The sequence below is a fragment of the Pseudoduganella sp. OTU4001 genome, from assembly GCF_038440195.1.
Taxonomy (GTDB): Bacteria; Pseudomonadota; Gammaproteobacteria; order Burkholderiales; family Burkholderiaceae_D; genus Rugamonas.
On the sequence record NZ_JASATG010000003.1, the window covers coordinates 112,298 to 130,711 of the forward strand.

Below are 18,414 nucleotides of genomic sequence, written 5' to 3' on the forward strand. Positions count from 1 at the left end.
CCCATCAGAATTCTTCCCAATCGCCGGTCTGGCTGTTCGCAACGGCGCGCTTGCCGGATGCGGCTGGCACCGAAGGTTCGCGCAGCGCAGGCTTGGGCACTGCTACCGGTTTGGTACGCACGGCCTGGATGACGGCACGCGCCTGTACGGCAGCAGGATGCTCATGGCGTCGGCTATTGTCAATCTGGAAAACACTTACGACACGCGACAGGCTGCCTGCCTGGTCCTGCAGTGCGCTGGAGGCTGACGCAGCCTCCTCCACCAGGGCCACATTCTGCTGGGTGATCGTATCCATCTCCGAAATCGCCTGGTGGATCTGCTCCAGGCCGGCCGTCTGCTCCTGGGTGGCCGAAGTGATCTCGCCCATGATGTCGGTCACGCGCTGGATGCTGCTGACGATTTCCTTCATGGTGGTGCCGGCCTGGCCCACCAGCTTGGCGCCTGTTTCCACCTTGCCGACGGAATCGTCGATCAATTCCTTAATCTCCTTGGCCGCCGCCGCCGAGCGCTGCGCCAGGTTGCGCACCTCGGTCGCCACCACTGCGAAACCGCGGCCTTGCTCACCGGCGCGCGCCGCCTCAACCGCAGCGTTCAGCGCCAGGATATTGGTCTGGAACGCAATGCCGTCGATCACGGCGATGATGTCCTTGATCTTGTGCGAGGAATCGTTGATCGAACCCATGGTATCGACCACTTGCTCCACCACCACGCCGCCGCGCGTCGCCACTTCGGAGGCGGAAACCGCCAGCTGGTTGGCCTGGCGCGCATTGTCGGCGTTCTGGCGTACGGTGCCGGTCAGCTGCTCCATCGACGATGCGGTTTCCTCCAGCGAGGCAGCCTGTTCGCCGGTGCGGTCGGACAAGTCCATATTGCCGGCCGCGATCTGGCCGGAAGCGCTGGAAATGGTATCGCTGCCGCTGCGCACTTCGGAAACGATGCCCGCCAGGTTGTCGCGCATCTTGTCCAGCGCGTCCAGCAGTTGGCCGAATTCATTGGTCGCATGCACCGTGGACTGGCCCTTCAGGTCGCCCTCCGCCACGCGGTGCGCCACCGCCATGGCCTCGGCCAGCGGTTCGGAAATGGCCTTCATCAGCATCATGCCGGCCACTACGCCCAGCACCAGGCCGCCCAGCAGGACCACGGTGACCGTGGTGCTGGAGCGCTTCAGGCTCGCGGCAACGGCCTCCTCATTCTCCGTGGTGCGCTTGCCGCTGTATTCCGCCAGCGCCTTCAGCGCGCCGTCGCCGATGCGGTAGGACGGGTTGATCCTCTTGATCAGCACCGTTTCAGCGTCGTCCCAGCGGTTCTCCTTGACGGCTGCGGTGGCGGCGCGGATATGCTCCACACCCAGGCCGTCGCTCTTGGCGAACCATTCCTCGGCCAGCTTGCGCTCTTCCGGCACCTTGATGCTCGCCAGGTAGCCCTCCCAGCGCTTGTTCACACGGGCCGTGACCTCGTCCACGATGTTGAAGTGGTTGGTCAGCGGATGGTCGTGCAGCTTGCTCCAGGACAGGTCCGGGTTGTGCTGCAAGGCCTGCAGGATCTGGCTGCGGCCCGTCTCCATGTCGAGACGGATGGCATTGCGTTCAGCGATGTTCTTCTGGTCGGCGACGGTGACATCCTTCACCAGCCCCACCGAGCGCTCGGCGCTCAGGATACCGAGGCCGCCAATGACCGCCAGCATCCCGATCAGCAAACCCAGCACGCCGACCAGCAGGGTTTTGATTTTAAGGTTCTTAAACATCGCTTACTCCTTTACCAGATTTTTGAAAAACTGATGCAATTTGCCCCGCAGTTCCTGCACTTCATCAAACTCGATATACGTGACGTCGACCAGGTCTTCCAGCTCGCGCAGCAAGGTGGTCTTGATCGGCGCGCCGCGCCACACCAGGAACAGCAGCGGCGTACGGCGGCCCTTGAAGATGTGGTAGCTCAATTCGAAAGCGCTGCTTTCGCTCATGCCGACCCGGATATTCACCATGACATCGGCCTGGTCCAGCAATGCCAGGCGGTGGCGGCGGAAGTTCTGCGGCGTGAACGGCATGCCTTGCTTGCGCTCGAACGATGCGCGGAAGGTATCGGCGCTTTCCGCCTCCAGGCCGGTCAGGTAGTCGAACGGATGCGGCAAGCCATTGGCGCTGTCGATCATCTGCATGATCTCGGCCACCATGCGCTGTCCGCGCTCGTCCGACTCGGTGAAAGGCTGGCGGATAAAGACCTTGAGCGGGGCCACGCCCACGCTGCGCTGGCGCAAGCTGGAGCGGCGCTCCGGCAACTGCAGCGCTGCCGCCGCCAGGTCGCGCGCTGAAGGCACCGGACGCGGCGCCGCCACGCGGCCACCGTCCAGCCCATGCAATTCCTGCAGCGAGTGCACGCTGGTGGAGCCCATGTGCTTGAGCGCTTCCATGGCCGCTTCCGCCGCCGCAATGGTGGTAAACATCACCGTGCCGGAAGTCAGCGCGGCGCTACGCAGACTGTGCGTGGCCGCGATGGCGCTGCGCTTTTCATCCACGGTGACCACCGCCATGGCGATTTCGCGCAGGGCCAGCAGGCCAAGCAGGGTTTCATCCTCGATCGTATTGACCGGAACTTCGCCCGCTTCCAGCACGGCGGCCGTGACTTCGCTGGCGCACAGGGTGTAGCCGGCTTCGGCCAGCTCACGCGCCAGGGCCACCGCACGCGCCTGGTCGGCCTTGCGCACGCGCAGGTAGACATGGCCGCGCTGCGGCAGCCGCACGCCGGCGCCCAGTTCGGCCTTGTAAAACGCCTCGCCGAAGGTTTTGCCGGTGCCCATGACCTCGCCGGTGGATTTCATTTCCGGCCCGAGGATGGTGTCAACCCCAGGGAATTTGGCAAACGGCAGGACCGATTCCTTGACGCTGTACCAGGACGGCACAGTTTCGCCCGTGACGCCCTGCTCCGCCAGCTGCTGGCCGGCCATGCAGCGCGCGGCAACCTTGGCCCACTGCACGCCGGTAGCCTTCGACACGAACGGTACGGTGCGCGATGCGCGCGGATTCACTTCCAGCACATAGATGCGGTCCAGCACGCGGCCGTCGACCTTCTGGCGCTGCACCGCGAACTGCACGTTCATCAGGCCGACCACGGCCAGGCCATGCGCCAGGCGCACCGTCTGGCGCTTTATTTCGGCCACGGTGGCCTCGGCCAGCGAGTATGGCGGCAGGCTGCAGGCCGAGTCGCCGGAATGGATGCCGGCCTGCTCGACGTGCTCCATCACGCCTGCGATCACCACCTGGCCGCCATCGCTGACACAGTCGACATCGACCTCGATCGCATCGTTCAGGAAGCGGTCCAGCAGCACCGGCGAGTCATGCGAAACCTTGACCGCCTCGCGCACATAGCGCTCCAGGTCGGCCCGTTCATGCACAATTTCCATGGCGCGGCCGCCCAGCACATAGGATGGGCGCACCACCAGCGGATAGCCAATCTCCTCCGCCATGGCGACAGCCTGCTGTCCGGTACGGGCGGTACGGTTGGCCGGCTGGCGCACGTCAAGCGCATGCACCAGCTGCTGGAAGCGCTCGCGGTCTTCCGCCGCGTCGATCATGTCGGGCGAGGTGCCGATGATCGGCACGCCGTTCGCTTCCAGCGCCAGGGCCAGCTTGAGCGGGGTCTGGCCGCCGTACTGCACGATCACGCCTTCCGGCTTTTCGAGCGCCACGATCTCCAGCACATCCTCCAGCGTCACCGGCTCGAAATACAGGCGGTCGGAGGTATCGAAGTCGGTGGAGACGGTTTCGGGATTGCAGTTGACCATGATGGTTTCGTAGCCGTCTTCGCGCATGGCCAGCGCCGCGTGCACGCAGCAGTAGTCAAATTCGATGCCCTGGCCGATGCGGTTCGGGCCACCGCCCAGCACCATGATCTTGCGCGCCTGGCTGGGCTGGGCTTCGCACTCTTCGTCATAGGTCGAATACATATAGGCGGTGCGGGTGGCGAATTCGCCGGCGCAGGTGTCGACCCGTTTGTAGACTGGGCGCACCCCTTGGGCCTGACGCTGTGTGCGCACGGCCGCTTCCTCGGTGCCGAGCAGGCTTGCCAGGCGGCGGTCGCTGAAGCCCTGCTGCTTCAGGCGATGCATCGCCTCAGGTTCGATGCTGTCCAGCTTCTGGGCGGCCACCCATTCCTCAACTTCCACCAGGTCCTGGATCTGCGCCAGGAACCAGGGGTCGATGTGGGACAACCGGTTCACCTCCACCAGCGACATGCCCTGGGCAAACGCCTCGCCGACGTACCAGATGCGCTGCGGGCCCGGCTGGCGCAGCTCGTGCTCGATCACGTCGCGGCCGGTGGCGATGCGCTGGAGTCCGTCGACGCCGACGTCCAGGCCGCGCAAGGCCTTCTGGAACGATTCCTGGAAGGTGCGGCCGATCGCCATCACCTCGCCTACGGACTTCATCTGGGTTGTCAGGCGGTCGTTCGCCCCGGGGAATTTTTCGAAGGCGAAGCGCGGGATCTTGGTCACGACATAGTCGAGGGCAGGCTCGAACGAGGCCGGCGTGGCGCCGCCGGTAATATCGTTCTGCAGCTCGTCGAGGGTGAAGCCCACCGCCAGCTTGGCCGCCACGCGTGCGATCGGGAAGCCGGTCGCCTTGGATGCCAAGGCTGACGAACGCGAGACGCGCGGATTCATCTCGATCACGATCATGCGCCCGTCCTGCGGGTTGATGGCGAACTGCACGTTCGAGCCGCCGGTATCGACGCCGATCTCGCGCAGCACATCCAGCGCCGCGTCGCGCATCAGCTGGTATTCCTTGTCGGTCAGGGTCTGGGCCGGCGCCACGGTGATCGAGTCGCCGGTATGCACGCCCATCGGGTCCAGGTTTTCGATTGAGCAGACGATGATGCAGTTGTCCTTGCGGTCGCGCACCACCTCCATCTCGTACTCTTTCCAGCCGAGCAGCGATTCCTCGATCAGCAGTTCCGAGGTCGGCGACAGCTCGAGGCCGCGCAGGCAGATGGCGTTGAATTCGTCGGCATTGTGGGCGATGCCGCCGCCGCTGCCGCCCATGGTGAACGAAGGACGGATCACCACCGGGAAACCCAGCTTCTCCTGCGCGCGCCAGGCTTCCGCCATGGTGTGGGCGATGCCCGAGCGCGCGGACTGCAGGCCGATGCGCTCCATGGCCGCCTTGAACTTGGAACGGTCCTCGGCGCGGTCAATGGCCTCGGGGGTAGCGCCGATCAGCGCCACATTGAACTTGTCCAGCACGCCATGGCGGTGCAGGTCGAGGGCGCAATTCAGCGCAGTCTGGCCGCCCATGGTCGGCAATACCGCCTGCGGGCGCTCCTTCTCGATGATCTGCGCCACCGTTTCCCAGGTGATCGGTTCGATGTAGGTGGCGTCGGCCATGCCGGGGTCGGTCATGATGGTGGCCGGGTTGCTGTTGACCAGCACCACTTCGAAGCCCTCTTCGCGCAGCGCCTTGCAGGCCTGGGCGCCGGAGTAGTCGAATTCGCAGGCCTGGCCGATCACGATCGGGCCGGCGCCGATGATCAGGATGCGTTGGATATCACTACGCTTAGGCATGGCGTGCACCCTCCATCATCGCGACAAACTGGTCGAACAGCGGCGCCAGGTCGTGCGGGCCGGGCGAGGCTTCCGGGTGGCCCTGGAAGCAGAAAGCCGGACGGTCGGTGCGGCGGAATCCCTGCAGCGAGCCGTCGAACAGCGAGATATGGGTGACTTCGCAATTGCCGGGCAAGGACTCGGCATCGACCGCAAAGCCGTGGTTCTGCGAGGTGATCATGACGCGGCGGCTCGTAACGTCCTGCACCGGATGGTTGGCGCCGTGGTGGCCGAATTTCATCTTGACGGTGCGCGCGCCGGAGGCGAGCGCCATGATCTGGTGCCCGAGGCAGATGCCGAAGGTCGGGATGCCGCGCTCGATCAGCTCGCGCGCCGCGTCGATCGCGTAGGTGCAGGGTTCCGGATCGCCAGGACCGTTCGAGAGGAAAATACCATCCGGCTTGAGGGCCAGCGCCGCACTGGCGCCAGCCTGCGCAGGCAGCACGGTCACCCGGCAGCCGCGCTGCGCCAGCATGCGCAGGATGTTGGCCTTGACGCCAAAATCGTAAGCCACCACATGGAAGCGCGGCTGCAACTGGCGCCCATGGCCGTGGCCCAGCATCCATTCGGTTTCGATCCACTCATAAGGTTCGGCGGTGCTGACGGTCTGCGCCAGGTCCATGCCGGACAGGCCCGGGAAGGCGCGCGCCAGGCGCAGCGCCTCTTCCGGCGTGCCGCCCACCAGGATGGCGCCCGACTGGGCCCCGCCTTCGCGCAGGATGCGGGTCAGCTTGCGCGTGTCGATGCCGGCGATGGCGACAATGTCCTGCTCCGCCAGCCACGTCGACAAATCCAGCTCGTTGCGGAAATTCGACGCCAGCAGCGGCAAATCCTTCACCACCAGGCCCGCCGCATGGATGCGCGGCGCCTCGTCGTCCTGGTGGTTTACGCCCGTGTTGCCGATATGCGGATAGGTGAGCGTGACAATCTGGCGGCTGTAGCTTGGGTCGCTCAGGATCTCCTGATAGCCGCTCATGGCGGTGTTGAACACGACTTCGCCGGCCGTGGCGCCGCTGGCGCCAATCGCAATGCCGCTGAAGATGGTGCCATCAGCCAATGCCAGGAAGGCGCGCCCGGAATGACCCAAGGCAGGCTTGAGTGGGTGTTTCATTGAGGGAGTCTCCTACTTCGTATCGTTATGAAACCTTCAAATAGAATTGCCGGACGGCAATTCCTAGCGCGCTGGATTCAAGATACGTCACAGACCCCCGCATAAAACTCTCCAATGGTCACAAGGGCCCAATCAATGCGCAAAAAACTTGCGGTGCCGCAATTCCGCAACATGACTGGGCTGCAAAGTGCTCCGATATATAATGTCGGCCATGACAATTTTGACCATCATCGTTGCCACTGACGCCAACAATGGCATAGGCATCAACAACACCCTGCCCTGGCACCTGCCGGAGGACCTGGCGCACTTCAAGCGCCTCACTTCAGGCCACCCGATCATCATGGGCCGCAAGACCTTCGATTCCATCGGACGCCCGCTGCCGAACCGCCGCAATATCGTCATCAGCCGCAACGCCGAATGGCAGCACGCCGGCGTGGAACGCGTCGGCTCGCTGGAGGAAGCGCGCGCGCTGGTGGCCGGTGTGGACGAAGCGTTCGTCATCGGCGGCGCCCAGGTCTACCAGCAAGCCTTACCATTGGTTGACAAGCTTGTAATTACCCGCATTGGCCACACTTATGAATGCGATGCCTTCTTCCCGGCCCTGTCCGACGCCGAGTGGAAGCCAGCGGACCGCGAAGAACACGTTTCGGCAGCCGGGCTGCCGTATGCCTTTATCAGCTTTACCAGGAAATAAAATGTCCGGACACGGTTTTCACGTCCACGGCCCGCACGACCACGCCGTGGAACACGCAGCACACAGCAACGACAAGTTTTCGGGCAATATCGCCGTGACAACGGCCATCCTGGCGACGGTAGGCGCCATCTTCGGCTACCAGGGCGGCGCAACCCAGAACGATGCGGCCCTGTTCAAGAACAATGCCGCCATCGCCAAGACTGAGGCCTCCAACCGCTGGAATTATTACCAGGCCAAGTCTTCCAAGCAGAACCTGGCGGAACTGGCCATGCTGCTGCCGAATGCGGACGTGGAGAAGTACAAGGCCGAAGTGCTGCGCTATAAGGAAGAAAAGGACGCCATCAAGAAGGACGCCGAGCAGTGGGAAGCCAAATCGGCGGAATGGGACCATAAATCCGACCACGCGCTGCACAAGCACCACCAGTGGGCGCAGGCCACCACGGCGGAACAGGTAGCCATCGCGCTGGCGGCGATCACCCTGCTGACGCACCGCAAATGGCTGATGTACGCAACCTACGCGGTAGCCGCGATTGGCCTGGGCCTGGGCGGCCTTGCGATGTTGTAAATTAATTTCCCCCGGGAGCCGAATTTCTGCGATACTCCCGGTCTTAATTTTTTTGAGGCGCTTGGTCGCGCCTGGAGACCACTGATGAAATTCCGCTTCCCCATCGTCATCATTGACGAGGATTTCCGTTCCGAGAACACGTCCGGCCTGGGCATCCGCGCCCTGGCTGAAGCGATGGAAAAGGAAGGCATGGAGGTCCTCGGCGTAACCAGTTACGGCGACCTGTCCCAATTCGCCCAGCAGCAGTCGCGCGCCTCGGCCTTCGTGCTGTCGATCGACGACGAGGAGTTCGGCGGCGGCACCCTGGAGGAAACCGACACCGCGCTGGCATCGCTGCGCGCCTTCGTGTCGGAAATCCGCCACAAGAACGCCGACATCCCGATCTACCTGTACGGCGAAACCCGCACTTCACGCCATATCCCCAACGATATCCTGCGCGAGCTGCACGGCTTCATCCACATGTTCGAGGACACCCCGGAATTCGTGGCGCGCCACATCATCCGCGAAGCCAAGTCCTACCTGGACAGCCTGGCGCCGCCGTTCTTCCGCGCCCTGGTGCACTACGCGAACGACGGTTCCTACTCCTGGCACTGCCCGGGCCACTCCGGCGGCGTGGCGTTCCTGAAGTCGCCGATCGGCCAGATGTTCCACCAGTTCTTCGGTGAGAACATGCTGCGCGCCGACGTCTGCAACGCGGTGGAAGAATTGGGCCAGTTGCTGGACCACACCGGCCCTGTGGCCGCGTCCGAGCGCAATGCCGCCCGCATCTACAACGCCGACCACGCCTACTTCGTCACCAACGGCACCTCCACCTCCAACAAGATGGTGTGGCATTCGACCGTGGCGCCGGGCGATATCGTGGTGGTGGACCGCAACTGCCACAAGTCGATCCTGCACTCGATCATCATGTGCGGTGCGATCCCTGTGTTCCTGATGCCGACCCGTAACAACCTGGGCATCATCGGCCCGATCCCGCTGGAAGAGTTCTCGATGGAGAGCATCGAGCGCAAGATCGCCAACAACCCGTTCGCGCAAGCCGCCGCCAACAAAAAGCCGCGCATCCTGACCATCACCCAGTCGACCTACGACGGCGTGGTGTACAACGTGGAAACCCTGCGCGAAATGCTGGACGGCAAGATCGACACCCTGCACTTCGACGAAGCATGGCTGCCGCACGCCACCTTCCACGACTTCTACAAGAACATGCACGCGATCGGCAAGGACCGTCCGCGCGCCAAGGAGTCGATGATCTTCTCGACCCAGTCGACCCACAAGCTGCTGGCCGGCCTGTCGCAGGCTTCCCAGGTGCTGGTGCGCGACTCCGAAACCGTCAAGCTGGACAAGGACGCCTTCAATGAAGCGTACCTGATGCACACTTCGACCTCGCCGCAGTACTCGATCATCGCTTCCTGCGACGTGGCAGCGGCCATGATGGAAGCGCCGGGCGGCACCGCGCTGGTGGAAGAATCGATCCTGGAAGCGCTGGACTTCCGCCGCGCCATGCGCAAGATCGACGAGGAATGGGGCAGCGACTGGTGGTTCAAGGTCTGGGGCCCGGACACCTTCGCCGAAGAAGGCATCGGCTCGCAGGAAGACTGGATCTTCACCGAGGAAAGCAAGAAATGGCACGGCTTCGGCGACCTGAAGCCGGGCTTCAACATGCTCGACCCGATCAAGGCCACCATCGTCAACCCAGGCCTGTCGCTGGACGGCCAGTTTGGCGAATCCGGCATCCCGGCGTCCATCGTGACCAAGTACCTCGCCGAACACGGCGTGATCGTTGAGAAGTGCGGCCTGTACTCCTTCTTCATCATGTTCACCATCGGCATTACCAAGGGCCGCTGGAACACCCTGCTGACCGCGCTGCAGCAGTTCAAGGACGACTACGACAAGAACGCCCCGATGTGGCGTATCCTGCCGGAGTTCTCGGCTGCCAACCCGCGCTACGAGCAAATGGGCCTGCGCGACCTGTGCCAGCAGATCCACGATTTCTACAAGGCCTACGACGTAGCGCGCCTGACCACCGAGATGTACCTGTCGGACATGGTGCCTGCGATGAAGCCGTCGGACGCCTTCGCCAAGATGGCGCACCGCGAGATCGAGCGCGTGGCGCTGGACGAACTTGAAGGCCGCATCACCTCGATCCTGCTGACGCCATACCCACCGGGCATCCCGCTGCTGATCCCGGGCGAGCGCTTCAACAAGACCATCGTCGACTACCTGCGCTTTGCGCGCGATTTCAACGAGCGCTTCCCTGGCTTCGAGACCGACGTGCACGGCCTGGTCAAGCGCGAAGTGAACGGCAAACGCGATTACTTCGTAGACTGCGTCAAGCAGTAAAACTAAAAGCCCGCTTGTGTAGCGGGCTTTTTTTACGCCGCAATGGCAACCACCAGCGTTACGATGTAGCCGTCTGTCACGTTGCCGGTCATGCTTCCGAGCTGCAGCGAGTAGCCATCGCTGAAGATGTTGTCGGTGGCGAAGCTGATGCGCGACAGGTTGCTGGCGGAGCTGGCGTAGCCGCTTGTCGCATAAACCTCATTCATCGTCGCCAGCGGGAAGGTGAATTGCGAGGTCTTGATGCGGTTGGCAGCGCTGCTGCTTTGCGCCAGGCTGCGGTACACCTCGAAATGGATGTGGGGCATGCGGCCGTCATAGCAGCCCGGGAAGATCGTCGTGAAGGTCAGGTTACCGTCTGCATCGGCGGCTTGTACGCCGCGCAGGTAGTTCTGGTCGGTCACGCCCTGCGAGTACAGCGAATAGCGGCCTTCGCGGTCGCAGTGCCACAAGTAGACGGCGAAGCTACCGGCCGCGCCGCAGCTGGCGTAGGCGTTCACGATCTTCAGCTTTACCGTCAGCGGAATGCCGGCTGCCGTGCCGCTGGCGCCATTGAAACTGCTGCGGATATCGCTGCGCACCACGGCGCTCTGGGTCAGTACGTTCACGATACCGCTGGCGTTGCTGTTGGTGCCGTCGCCAGGATACGGGCCGCCGGTTTCTTCGGGGATGACGGTGCAGCTGCCGGTACTGCCGGTCGCCGTGCCGCTGCCCGCGCTACCCGAGCCGCCTCCGCATCCAGCCAGCGGCAGCGCGGCCGCGCCGGCCAGCAACCAGCGCAGCGAGCGGCGACGGCTGCTCCCCATATTCATCATTGCTTCAAGATCCGCCGCCAGGCTGTGGTCATGCGCGTCCATATTACGTTTCCCTCTTAAACTGTCGTGTTGATTAGATTGCCGGTGCTGCCGGATTGCGGCAGTTGGCCGGCAAGCGTTTGCAGGAAGCTCGCCAGCTTGGTTTGGGAGTCGCTGCTATCGGCGCCAAGCGAATCAAGCAGCGCAGAGAACGATGTCTCCAGCGCGCTGGCCTCGCCGGACCCGGATTCACTTTGCAGCGACGAGATCAGGCTTTGCAAATCCTCCGACAGGCGGCCGGGGTGCCCGCCAGCCCCTGCCCCTTTTGCGGTGCCCTGCTCATGCAACGACGCCATCAGCTCCTGCAAGAAGGCGCCAAGCGAGGCGGCCGCGCTCTCCTTTTCGCTAGTGGCGACATCGGTCACACCAAGAGACTGCAAGGCCTGCCCGATGGCATTGGCAAGACCACTGCCATCCGGTGGCGGACCGTCCGGTGGCGGGGGCGGCGGAGGCTGGCGGGCCTTGTCGGTGCCGGTAGCGGGCACCTGGCTAGCAAAGCCGCTGCCGGTGATCGAATTAACGTTCATGGAATCCTCCGCGCGGTGGGCGTGAGTCCAACTTGGCGCGTTGCTCAGGCGTCAACAGGGCAAGCGCCTTCTGGTGCGTGCGGATATGGGCCAGCGTGATGTTGGCTTGCGCCTGTGCCGCCGCCTGCGCCAGACGGGTCGCAGCGGCATCGTCGAATTTCTCGGCATTGCGCATTTCGTGCAGGGCGCGCATCGCTTTCTCATGGGCGCGATGCTGCTCGCGCAGGTACGGCGCCTGGCTATGCATTAGCTGGAACAGTTTTTCGTCCTGGCTATCGGACAGGTCGAGGCCACGCAGGAATGGCAAGCCACGCGGGCCATGGTCGCCCATCGGCGCCGGCGGCATGCGCTCCTGCGCATGGGACGCCACCGGCAGCGCCATGGCGGCAGCCAGCAGCAATGGGATCAGTTTGCTCTTTTTCATGTCAATCCTTCAAGGTGGTTGGGAGATTCCATTCTCTGGCCACCGTCTGTAAAGCGCCGTAAGTCGCGCGTAAAACCGTGTAAAGATGGGGGAATCCAGCGGGACCGATTTGTTATGATGGCCGCATGAATAAGGTCCTGTTGATTGACGACGACGTCGAACTGGTTGACATGTTCCAGGAATACCTGGTGCAGGAAGGCTTCGAGGTCACCACCGCCCACGATGGCGAAACCGGCGCCGCTGCGGCGCTGACCGGCCTGTATGCGATTGCCGTTCTTGATGTGATGATGCCGCGTATGAACGGCCTGGAAACCCTGCGCCGTATCCGCGCGGTGAGCCGCATGCCGATCCTGATGCTGACGGCGCGCGGCGACGATACCGACCGCATCGTCGGCCTTGAGCTGGGTGCCGACGATTACGTGACCAAGCCATGCACGCCGCGCGAACTGACGGCCCGCATTCGGGCCATCCTGCGCCGTACGCAGGCGGTGCCGGATACCGGAACCGGTCCGCTGATGGTGGGGCAGCTGAGCATGTGGCCGGAACAGCGCCGCGCTGCGTGGGCGGGCATGCCGCTGGACCTGACCAGTACTGAATTCAACCTGCTGGAAGTCCTGGCCCGCAACGCCGGCAAACCGGTCAGCAAGAACATCCTGTCCGAACAGGGTCTGGGGCGGCCGATGGCGCGCTTCGACCGCAATATCGATGTGCATATGAGCAGCCTGCGGCATAAGCTCGGCACCATTGCCGATGGACGTTCGTGCCTGCAGACGGTGTACCGCCTGGGCTACCAGTTGATCCGGGAGTAAGCCGTGGGACGACTGTTCTGGAAGTTCTTCTTTTCCATCCTGCTGGCGCAGATTGCGGCGACGGCGGCAATCGGCGGCGCTGTCTGGCTCAAGAGCCGCAATGAGATGGCGGCGCGGCCGTCGGACCTGGAAACGGGGCCGCCGGCGGAGTTGGCGATCGAGTCTGCCGCGGCAACGCTGGCCTATGGCGGTACGGAGGGTTTGCGGCAACTGCTGGAGAATATGCCGCGCCATCGGGTGTTCGCGGTTGGCGATGATGGGAAGGAGCTTTTGGGGCGGATTATCAGTCCGAATGTGCTATCGGAAGCGCAGAAGATGCTGGCGAGTGCCGATCCGCGCGGGGTCCGGCAGGTCTCGTCCCATGATGGCAAGCGGTATTTGCTGTTCTTGCCGTCGCGCCGTTTGCAAGGCGGGCTGGATGTGCCGGATTCACGCGCGATGCTGGCTGGTTCCGGTATCCCTGGTCTCGATCCGCGCGCCTATCGCCGGCAGGAGTTCCGCCGCCCCGAAGCGCCGCCCGCCACAGGCGCCCCGGCTGGCGATGCCGCACGCCCTCCAGACACCCCGCCGGCGCCAGCCGCCGCCCAAGGCGCTGGCGGCGTCCCGCCTGGCCCGCCCCCTGCGCCCGGCTTCGGGCCAGGCCTGGGCCGTGGCGAGCCTGGCGGACCTGGCGGGCCACCGCCGCGCTTCCGCCCTTTGACGCCATTCATCCCGATTGCCGCCGCCGTACTGGCAAGCCTCCTGTTCGCCGCCCTGCTGGCGTGGTACTTCGCCCGCCCCATCCGCGCCCTGCGGCAGGCTTTCGACGCAGCGGCCAGCGGCGACCTGGCGCCCCGCTTCAACGGCAAGCCGCGCGCCGGCGGCGACGAACTCACCACACTGGGCCGCGACTTCGACCGCATGACAGGCCGCCTGCGCGCCCTGCTCGACGGCCAGAAAAACCTGCTGCACGACGTATCGCACGAACTGCGCTCCCCATTGGCGCGCCTGCAGGCCGCCATCGGCCTCGCCCACCAGCAGCCCGACAAGACCGCCGCCTCGATGGAGCGCATCGAACGCGAAAGCGTCCGTATGGACAAGCTGGTTGGAGAATTGCTCACGCTATCGCGCCTGGAAGCGGGCGCCTTCGACGCGCCCCAGCAGGAATTCAGCATTGGCGAACTGCTCGACGACATCCTGCAGGACGCGCAGTTCGAAGCCGCCAGCCACGGCCGCCAGGTCCGCGTCACCGCCACCACCGACGCCCAGCTGAAGGGCCAGCCCGAGCTGCTGGCGCGGGCAATTGAAAACGTGGTCCGCAACGCCATCAAGCACAGCCCGGAAGGCGGCAAAGTCGAAGTGGAATCGGCGCTGGACGGACGCTATATCCGCCTGAAGGTGGCAGACAGCGGCCCCGGCGTGGCGCAGGAAGACCTGGGGAAGATATTCGAGCCCTTCTACCGCAGCAACCACACGGAAAAGGACGTGGACGGACATGGACTGGGCCTGGCGATCGCCCAGCAGGTGGTGCAGCAGCATGGAGGCCGCATAGCCGCCGCCAATCGAAGCGGCGGCGGGCTGTGCGTGGAGCTTGCGCTCCCGGTGCTCAGGCCTTAAGCCTTCGGCAGGGTCACGCCGTGCTGGCCCTGGTACTTGCCGTTACGGTCTTTGTACGAGATGTCGCAGACTTCATCGCTCTCGAAGAACAGCACCTGGGCGCAGCCTTCGCCGGCGTAAATCTTGGCTGGCAGCGGGGTGGTGTTCGAGAATTCCAGGGTCACGTAGCCTTCCCACTCCGGCTCGAACGGGGTCACGTTGACGATAATGCCGCAACGCGCGTAGGTCGACTTGCCCAGGCAGACGGTCAGCACATTGCGCGGAATGCGGAAGTATTCGATGGTACGGGCCAGTGCGAACGAGTTCGGAGGGATGATGCAGACATCGCTCTTCACATCGACGAAGGAGTTCGAGTCGAAGTTCTTAGGGTCGACAATGGTGCTGTTAATGTTGGTGAACACCTTGAACTCGTCGGCGCAACGGATATCGTAGCCGTACGACGAGGTGCCGTAGGAAATGACCTTGCGGCCATCGACGGCGCGGACCTGGCCTGGTTCGTAAGGCTCGATCATGCCGTGTTGTTCCGCCATGCGGCGAATCCATTTGTCGCTTTTAATCGTCATCGCTGGGACTTTCTAGTTTAAATAGTGGTGCGAATTTTACATTAAGCGCGCAGGCGCGGGGGTGGAAGCATCTGGCGGATCAGGTCGCGCGTCAGTTCTGCCGCCTGGCGCGGCATCTCCATGGGGAACAGGTGCGAGCCGCGCATCACGCGGAAGTTGCGGCCAACCAGCTTGCGGGTGTGCTCCAGGCCTGCCTGGCGGTTTTCCGCCGAGTTATCGCCGGCGACGTAGGCCACCGGGACCGGGAATGTGCCTTTGACCAGCTTGCCGATATGGTGCGGCAAAGTGCGGTAGATCGCGGTCTCGGTCTCGCGCTTGAAGCGCAGCTGGAGGCCTTCCGCATGCTCGACCAAGCCATGCTCCAGATAATCCTGCAGCACGCCGGGCGCCCAGGCGGCGAACATTTCCTTGCTGGCGAAATGGCGCAGCGCTTCCTTGTGGTCGGGCCAGACATTGCGCCGCTTGGCAGAGAAGCGGGCCGGCGAATAGCGGTCGGCGACGCGGGTGCCCTTGAACAGGCGCCAGACCTTGGCGCGCCAGCCCGCGACAACCGGCGAGTCGAGCATCACTACGCAGCGCACCAGCTCGGGGCGTTTGGCCGCTGCCATCAGGCTAAGCAGGCCGCCCAGCGAATGGCCGACCAGGATGACCGGCTCGGTATAGCGTTTTTCCAGATCGTCTATCAGCTCCTGGACCAGTGTGCCCCAACCGTCTTCTACCGGGTATTGCGGATTGTGGCCATGCATATCCAGCGCCTGCACTTCAAAATCCCTGCTCAGGTACTCAAAGAATTGCCGATAGGTGCCGGCCGGATAGCTGTTCGCGTGGGCGAAATGAACTTTCGGTTTCGTCATCAACTTATTCTAAAAGCATTGGCTGCAAACATTTTGTACTAAGCCTCTAATTATCGCTCAGGTTCAGCGGCCATGCCAGTAGCGGGCGCGCTCGCGCCGGTACGCGCTGAGCTTTGTGTTTTCGCCAATTTCGAGCGAAACCGCGCCTAGTTCATCGGTGCGCCAGACGGTGGCGCCCAGCGCCTGGTAGCGCGCGACGACGTCAGCGCGGGGATGGTGGTAGCGGTTACGGTAGCCCAGCTGAAAAATGCCGTGCTGCGGGCTGACTGCGGCCAGGAATGCGGCGGTGGATGAGGTGGCGCTGCCGTGGTGCGGGGCGAGCAGGATATCGGCTGGCAGCTTTTCCCGCAGGCTGGCCAGCAGCTGCGCTTCCTGCGCCGCCTCGATGTCGGCTGGAAGGAGGATGCTGCCGCCCCGTGCATCGATGCGCAGCGTGCAGCCGCGCGCGTTGGGCTTGAGGGTTGGGTCACGGTAGCTTTCTTCGCTGGGGTGGAGCATTTCGAAGCGCACGCCGTCCCATTCCCAGGCCTGGCCGGCCGTGCAGGACCCATGGTGCGCCGCGGCGGTGATGATGGGGTGGCCGGCGGGGAGTGACGACAGTACTTTGTCGGCCCGTATGTCGGCCATGATGGCTTGGGCGCCGCCGGAGTGGTCGCTGTCGCTGTGGCTGACCACCAGCGTATCGAGCTTGCGGATGCCGCGTGCGCGCAAATAAGGCAGGATGACGCGGTTGCCGCCGTTGGCTTCCGGCGTGTAGCTTGGGCCGGTGTCGTACAGCAGGCGGTGCGCGGCGGTTTCGATCAGGATGGCCATGCCCTGGCCGACGTCGAATGCTATTGCGCGCACGGTGCCGGGCGGCGGGCTTTCCGGCTGGGCGGCCAGCAGCGGGAGCCAGCAGGCCATTCCCAGCCAGCGCATCGGCCAGCCGCGCGGGGCCAGCATCCAGGCGGTTCCGGCAAGGGCGAATGTGAAGATCGGCCAGCCTGGTGCTGGTGCGGACCAGACGGCGAGGGACTGGTTCGAGAGCAGCTGTAGCATGTCGAGCAGTTGTTCCAGCATCCAGTGCGCGCTTTGCAGGACCGGTGCGGCCAGCGTTGGTGGAAGGATGCTGCCGAGCAGCGCCAGGGGCGTTACCAGGAGGCTGATGACGGGGATGGCTACGGCGTTCGCCACGGGGCTGACCAGCGATACCTGCGAGAACAGGAGCATCGTCAGAGGAACCAGGCCGGCCGTCACCGCAAACTGCGTCAGCGCTGCCAGGCGCAGGTTAGACCACTGCCGCCAGCACCATGCGCGCCACCCCGCCACGTCGTGTGCATCGGCATCGGCCGCAGACCGGTGGATCGTCCGCATCCTGCCGACCGTCGCGTACAGAATCGCCGCGACAGCGCCGAACGACAGCCAGAAACCCGGCCACATGACGGCCCACGGATCCAGCACCACCACGACGCCCGCCGCCAGCGCCAACACATGCGAGATGGCCGCCAGCCGGTCCATCCACATCGCGAGAGCCACAACAGCCAGCATATACAGCGTCCGCTGCGCCGGCACCCCAAAGCCGGCCAGCGCAACATAAGCCCAAGCCGCGAGGAACCCGGCAAGCACCGCGACGCGCGGCGCCGGCAGCCGCAACGGCAACTGCCATTCCGCCACCAGGAACGACTTCCGCCAAAGCCAGCTCGCCAGCCAGGCCACCAGCCCCGCAATCATGGTGATATGCAGCCCCGAAATCGAGACCAGGTGCGCAATCCCCGTGCGGCTGAAGACCTGCCAGTCCTGCTGCGAAATCCCGCGCTGGTCGCCCATCGCCAGCGCCACGATCACCCCGGCGTAGCGGCGCCCCTGCAACGCCGCAGCAATATGCTCGCGGATCTGGTAGCGCATCCTCTCCACCAGGTTATGCGGCGAAGGCACAAACCCGGCCAAGCGTTCATTGCGCCCCTCCGAACGCACATAGCCGGTGGCACGGATGCCCTGCTCCAGCAGCCAGAGTTCGTAGTCAAACCCAAAAGGATTGGCGTTGCCATGCGGCTGCTGCAAGCGCACCTTGAGCCGCCACCGCTCGCCGGGCAGCATTTCGGGCAACGGCCGGAAATTGCCCTCGCCCCGTCCCGCATACCATGACAGCACGATGCGCGGCGGCACAGCCGCAGGCGACTCCACCGCAAAATTGAAACGCGTGCTGCCCGCCTGCCGGCTCGGCAGGCTATCGACGGTACCGACGATCTCGACATCGCGCCCCTCGTCCGACTTGGCAAGCGCATGGGACAGCGCCCCCTGCGCCACGCAGCCCGCCCAGGCATACCCAAGCAGCGCGCCAGCGGCAGCGGCCAGCACTGGCCGCAGGAAGGCAACGGAAGTGGCGCGGCCAAGCATCAACGCCAGCAACGCAACCAGCACGCACATCGCCTGCGCCAAACCCGCGGGCAGGCTCGCCTGCGCCTGCAGCCACGCTGCGCCGCCAACCAGGCCGAGGATCGCGCAACGCAT

At 64.2% G+C, this 18,414-nt stretch carries 14 protein-coding genes; 5 read left to right on the forward strand and 9 right to left on the reverse strand.

Features of this window, described 5'->3' with window-relative positions:
• Positions 1-4: 4 nt before the first annotated feature.
• From AAHE99_RS04065 to carA, 3 genes are read right to left on the reverse strand one after another with little or no spacing between them, the layout of a single operon-like run.
• Positions 5-1,744 (reverse strand): methyl-accepting chemotaxis protein, encoded by a 1,740-nt coding sequence (locus AAHE99_RS04065; RefSeq protein WP_342114661.1) that lies wholly within the window; start codon positions 1,742-1,744, stop codon positions 5-7.
• 3 nt (positions 1,745-1,747) lie between these two features.
• Positions 1,748-5,551: a carbamoyl-phosphate synthase large subunit gene (carB, locus tag AAHE99_RS04070; RefSeq protein ID WP_342114663.1), complete on the reverse strand. Its 3,804-nt coding sequence runs from the start codon at positions 5,549-5,551 to the stop codon at positions 1,748-1,750.
• Entirely contained in the window at positions 5,544-6,701 is a 1,158-nt protein-coding gene (carA, locus tag AAHE99_RS04075) for a glutamine-hydrolyzing carbamoyl-phosphate synthase small subunit (RefSeq protein ID WP_342114665.1), read from the reverse strand. The genes carB and carA overlap by 8 nt, the downstream gene beginning before the upstream one ends.
• A 211-nt stretch (positions 6,702-6,912) precedes the next feature.
• Between carA and AAHE99_RS04080 the strand changes: the two genes are divergently transcribed.
• From AAHE99_RS04080 to AAHE99_RS04090, 3 genes are all read left to right on the forward strand, one after another.
• Positions 6,913-7,395, forward strand: coding sequence for a dihydrofolate reductase (locus AAHE99_RS04080; protein ID WP_342114667.1), 483 nt, complete (start codon positions 6,913-6,915; stop codon positions 7,393-7,395).
• A 1-nt stretch (position 7,396) separates the two neighbouring features.
• On the forward strand, positions 7,397-7,960 hold the full coding sequence (locus AAHE99_RS04085; RefSeq protein ID WP_342114669.1) for a DUF4337 domain-containing protein: 564 nt from the start codon (positions 7,397-7,399) through the stop codon (positions 7,958-7,960).
• 84 nt (positions 7,961-8,044) lie between these two features.
• Positions 8,045-10,300, forward strand: coding sequence for an arginine/lysine/ornithine decarboxylase (locus AAHE99_RS04090; RefSeq protein ID WP_342114671.1), 2,256 nt, complete (start codon positions 8,045-8,047; stop codon positions 10,298-10,300).
• A gap of 32 nt (positions 10,301-10,332) precedes the next feature.
• Here the strand turns inward: AAHE99_RS04090 and AAHE99_RS04095 are convergent, their stop codons facing one another.
• The 3 genes from AAHE99_RS04095 to AAHE99_RS04105 are packed head-to-tail and all read right to left on the reverse strand — an operon-like array spanning position 10,333 to position 12,102.
• Positions 10,333-11,154 (reverse strand): dioxygenase family protein, encoded by an 822-nt coding sequence (locus tag AAHE99_RS04095; protein WP_342114673.1) that lies wholly within the window; start codon positions 11,152-11,154, stop codon positions 10,333-10,335.
• Between the two features lie 14 nt (positions 11,155-11,168).
• Complete coding sequence (locus tag AAHE99_RS04100; protein ID WP_342114675.1) at positions 11,169-11,678, reverse strand: hypothetical protein; 510 nt, start codon at positions 11,676-11,678, stop codon at positions 11,169-11,171.
• Positions 11,668-12,102 (reverse strand): Spy/CpxP family protein refolding chaperone, encoded by a 435-nt coding sequence (locus tag AAHE99_RS04105; protein WP_342114677.1) that lies wholly within the window; start codon positions 12,100-12,102, stop codon positions 11,668-11,670. The genes AAHE99_RS04100 and AAHE99_RS04105 overlap by 11 nt, the downstream gene beginning before the upstream one ends.
• 125 nt (positions 12,103-12,227) lie before the next feature.
• Here AAHE99_RS04105 and AAHE99_RS04110 point away from each other — a divergent pair, with 125 nt between their 5' ends.
• Both AAHE99_RS04110 and AAHE99_RS04115 read left to right on the forward strand, forming a co-directional pair.
• Positions 12,228-12,911 carry a response regulator transcription factor gene (locus AAHE99_RS04110; protein ID WP_342114678.1) on the forward strand — a complete coding sequence of 228 codons (684 nt, stop codon included), beginning with the start codon at positions 12,228-12,230 and terminating at the stop codon, positions 12,909-12,911.
• Positions 12,912-12,914: 3 nt separating this feature from the next.
• Positions 12,915-14,507, forward strand: coding sequence for a sensor histidine kinase (locus AAHE99_RS04115; protein ID WP_342114680.1), 1,593 nt, complete (start codon positions 12,915-12,917; stop codon positions 14,505-14,507).
• Here the strand turns inward: AAHE99_RS04115 and dcd are convergent.
• From dcd to AAHE99_RS04130, 3 genes are all read right to left on the reverse strand, one after another.
• A complete protein-coding gene (dcd, locus tag AAHE99_RS04120; RefSeq protein WP_342114682.1) occupies positions 14,504-15,070 on the reverse strand; it encodes a dCTP deaminase in 567 nt (188 codons plus the stop codon). The genes AAHE99_RS04115 and dcd overlap by 4 nt on opposite strands.
• Positions 15,071-15,111: 41 nt before the next feature.
• Entirely contained in the window at positions 15,112-15,924 is an 813-nt protein-coding gene (locus AAHE99_RS04125) for an alpha/beta fold hydrolase (protein WP_342114685.1), read from the reverse strand.
• Positions 15,925-15,987: 63 nt separating this feature from the next.
• On the reverse strand, positions 15,988-18,414 hold the full coding sequence (locus AAHE99_RS04130; protein WP_342114687.1) for a DNA internalization-related competence protein ComEC/Rec2: 2,427 nt from the start codon (positions 18,412-18,414) through the stop codon (positions 15,988-15,990).

What these genes read in the sequence shown, in the direction of transcription:
- AAHE99_RS04065 (WP_342114661.1), bottom strand. Translation starts at nt 1,744, where the DNA reads ATGTTTAAGAACCTTAAAATCAAAACCCTGCTGGTCGGCGTGCTGGGT.
- carB (WP_342114663.1), bottom strand. Translation starts at nt 5,551, where the DNA reads ATGCCTAAGCGTAGTGATATCCAACGCATCCTGATCATCGGCGCCGGC.
- carA (WP_342114665.1), bottom strand. Translation starts at nt 6,701, where the DNA reads ATGAAACACCCACTCAAGCCTGCCTTGGGTCATTCCGGGCGCGCCTTC.
- AAHE99_RS04080 (WP_342114667.1), top strand. Translation starts at nt 6,913, where the DNA reads ATGACAATTTTGACCATCATCGTTGCCACTGACGCCAACAATGGCATA.
- AAHE99_RS04085 (WP_342114669.1), top strand. Translation starts at nt 7,397, where the DNA reads ATGTCCGGACACGGTTTTCACGTCCACGGCCCGCACGACCACGCCGTG.
- AAHE99_RS04090 (WP_342114671.1), top strand. Translation starts at nt 8,045, where the DNA reads ATGAAATTCCGCTTCCCCATCGTCATCATTGACGAGGATTTCCGTTCC.
- AAHE99_RS04095 (WP_342114673.1), bottom strand. Translation starts at nt 11,154, where the DNA reads ATGGACGCGCATGACCACAGCCTGGCGGCGGATCTTGAAGCAATGATG.
- AAHE99_RS04100 (WP_342114675.1), bottom strand. Translation starts at nt 11,678, where the DNA reads ATGAACGTTAATTCGATCACCGGCAGCGGCTTTGCTAGCCAGGTGCCC.
- AAHE99_RS04105 (WP_342114677.1), bottom strand. Translation starts at nt 12,102, where the DNA reads ATGAAAAAGAGCAAACTGATCCCATTGCTGCTGGCTGCCGCCATGGCG.
- AAHE99_RS04110 (WP_342114678.1), top strand. Translation starts at nt 12,228, where the DNA reads ATGAATAAGGTCCTGTTGATTGACGACGACGTCGAACTGGTTGACATG.
- dcd (WP_342114682.1), bottom strand. Translation starts at nt 15,070, where the DNA reads ATGACGATTAAAAGCGACAAATGGATTCGCCGCATGGCGGAACAACAC.
- AAHE99_RS04125 (WP_342114685.1), bottom strand. Translation starts at nt 15,924, where the DNA reads ATGACGAAACCGAAAGTTCATTTCGCCCACGCGAACAGCTATCCGGCC.
- AAHE99_RS04130 (WP_342114687.1), bottom strand. Translation starts at nt 18,414, where the DNA reads ATGCGTTGCGCGATCCTCGGCCTGGTTGGCGGCGCAGCGTGGCTGCAG.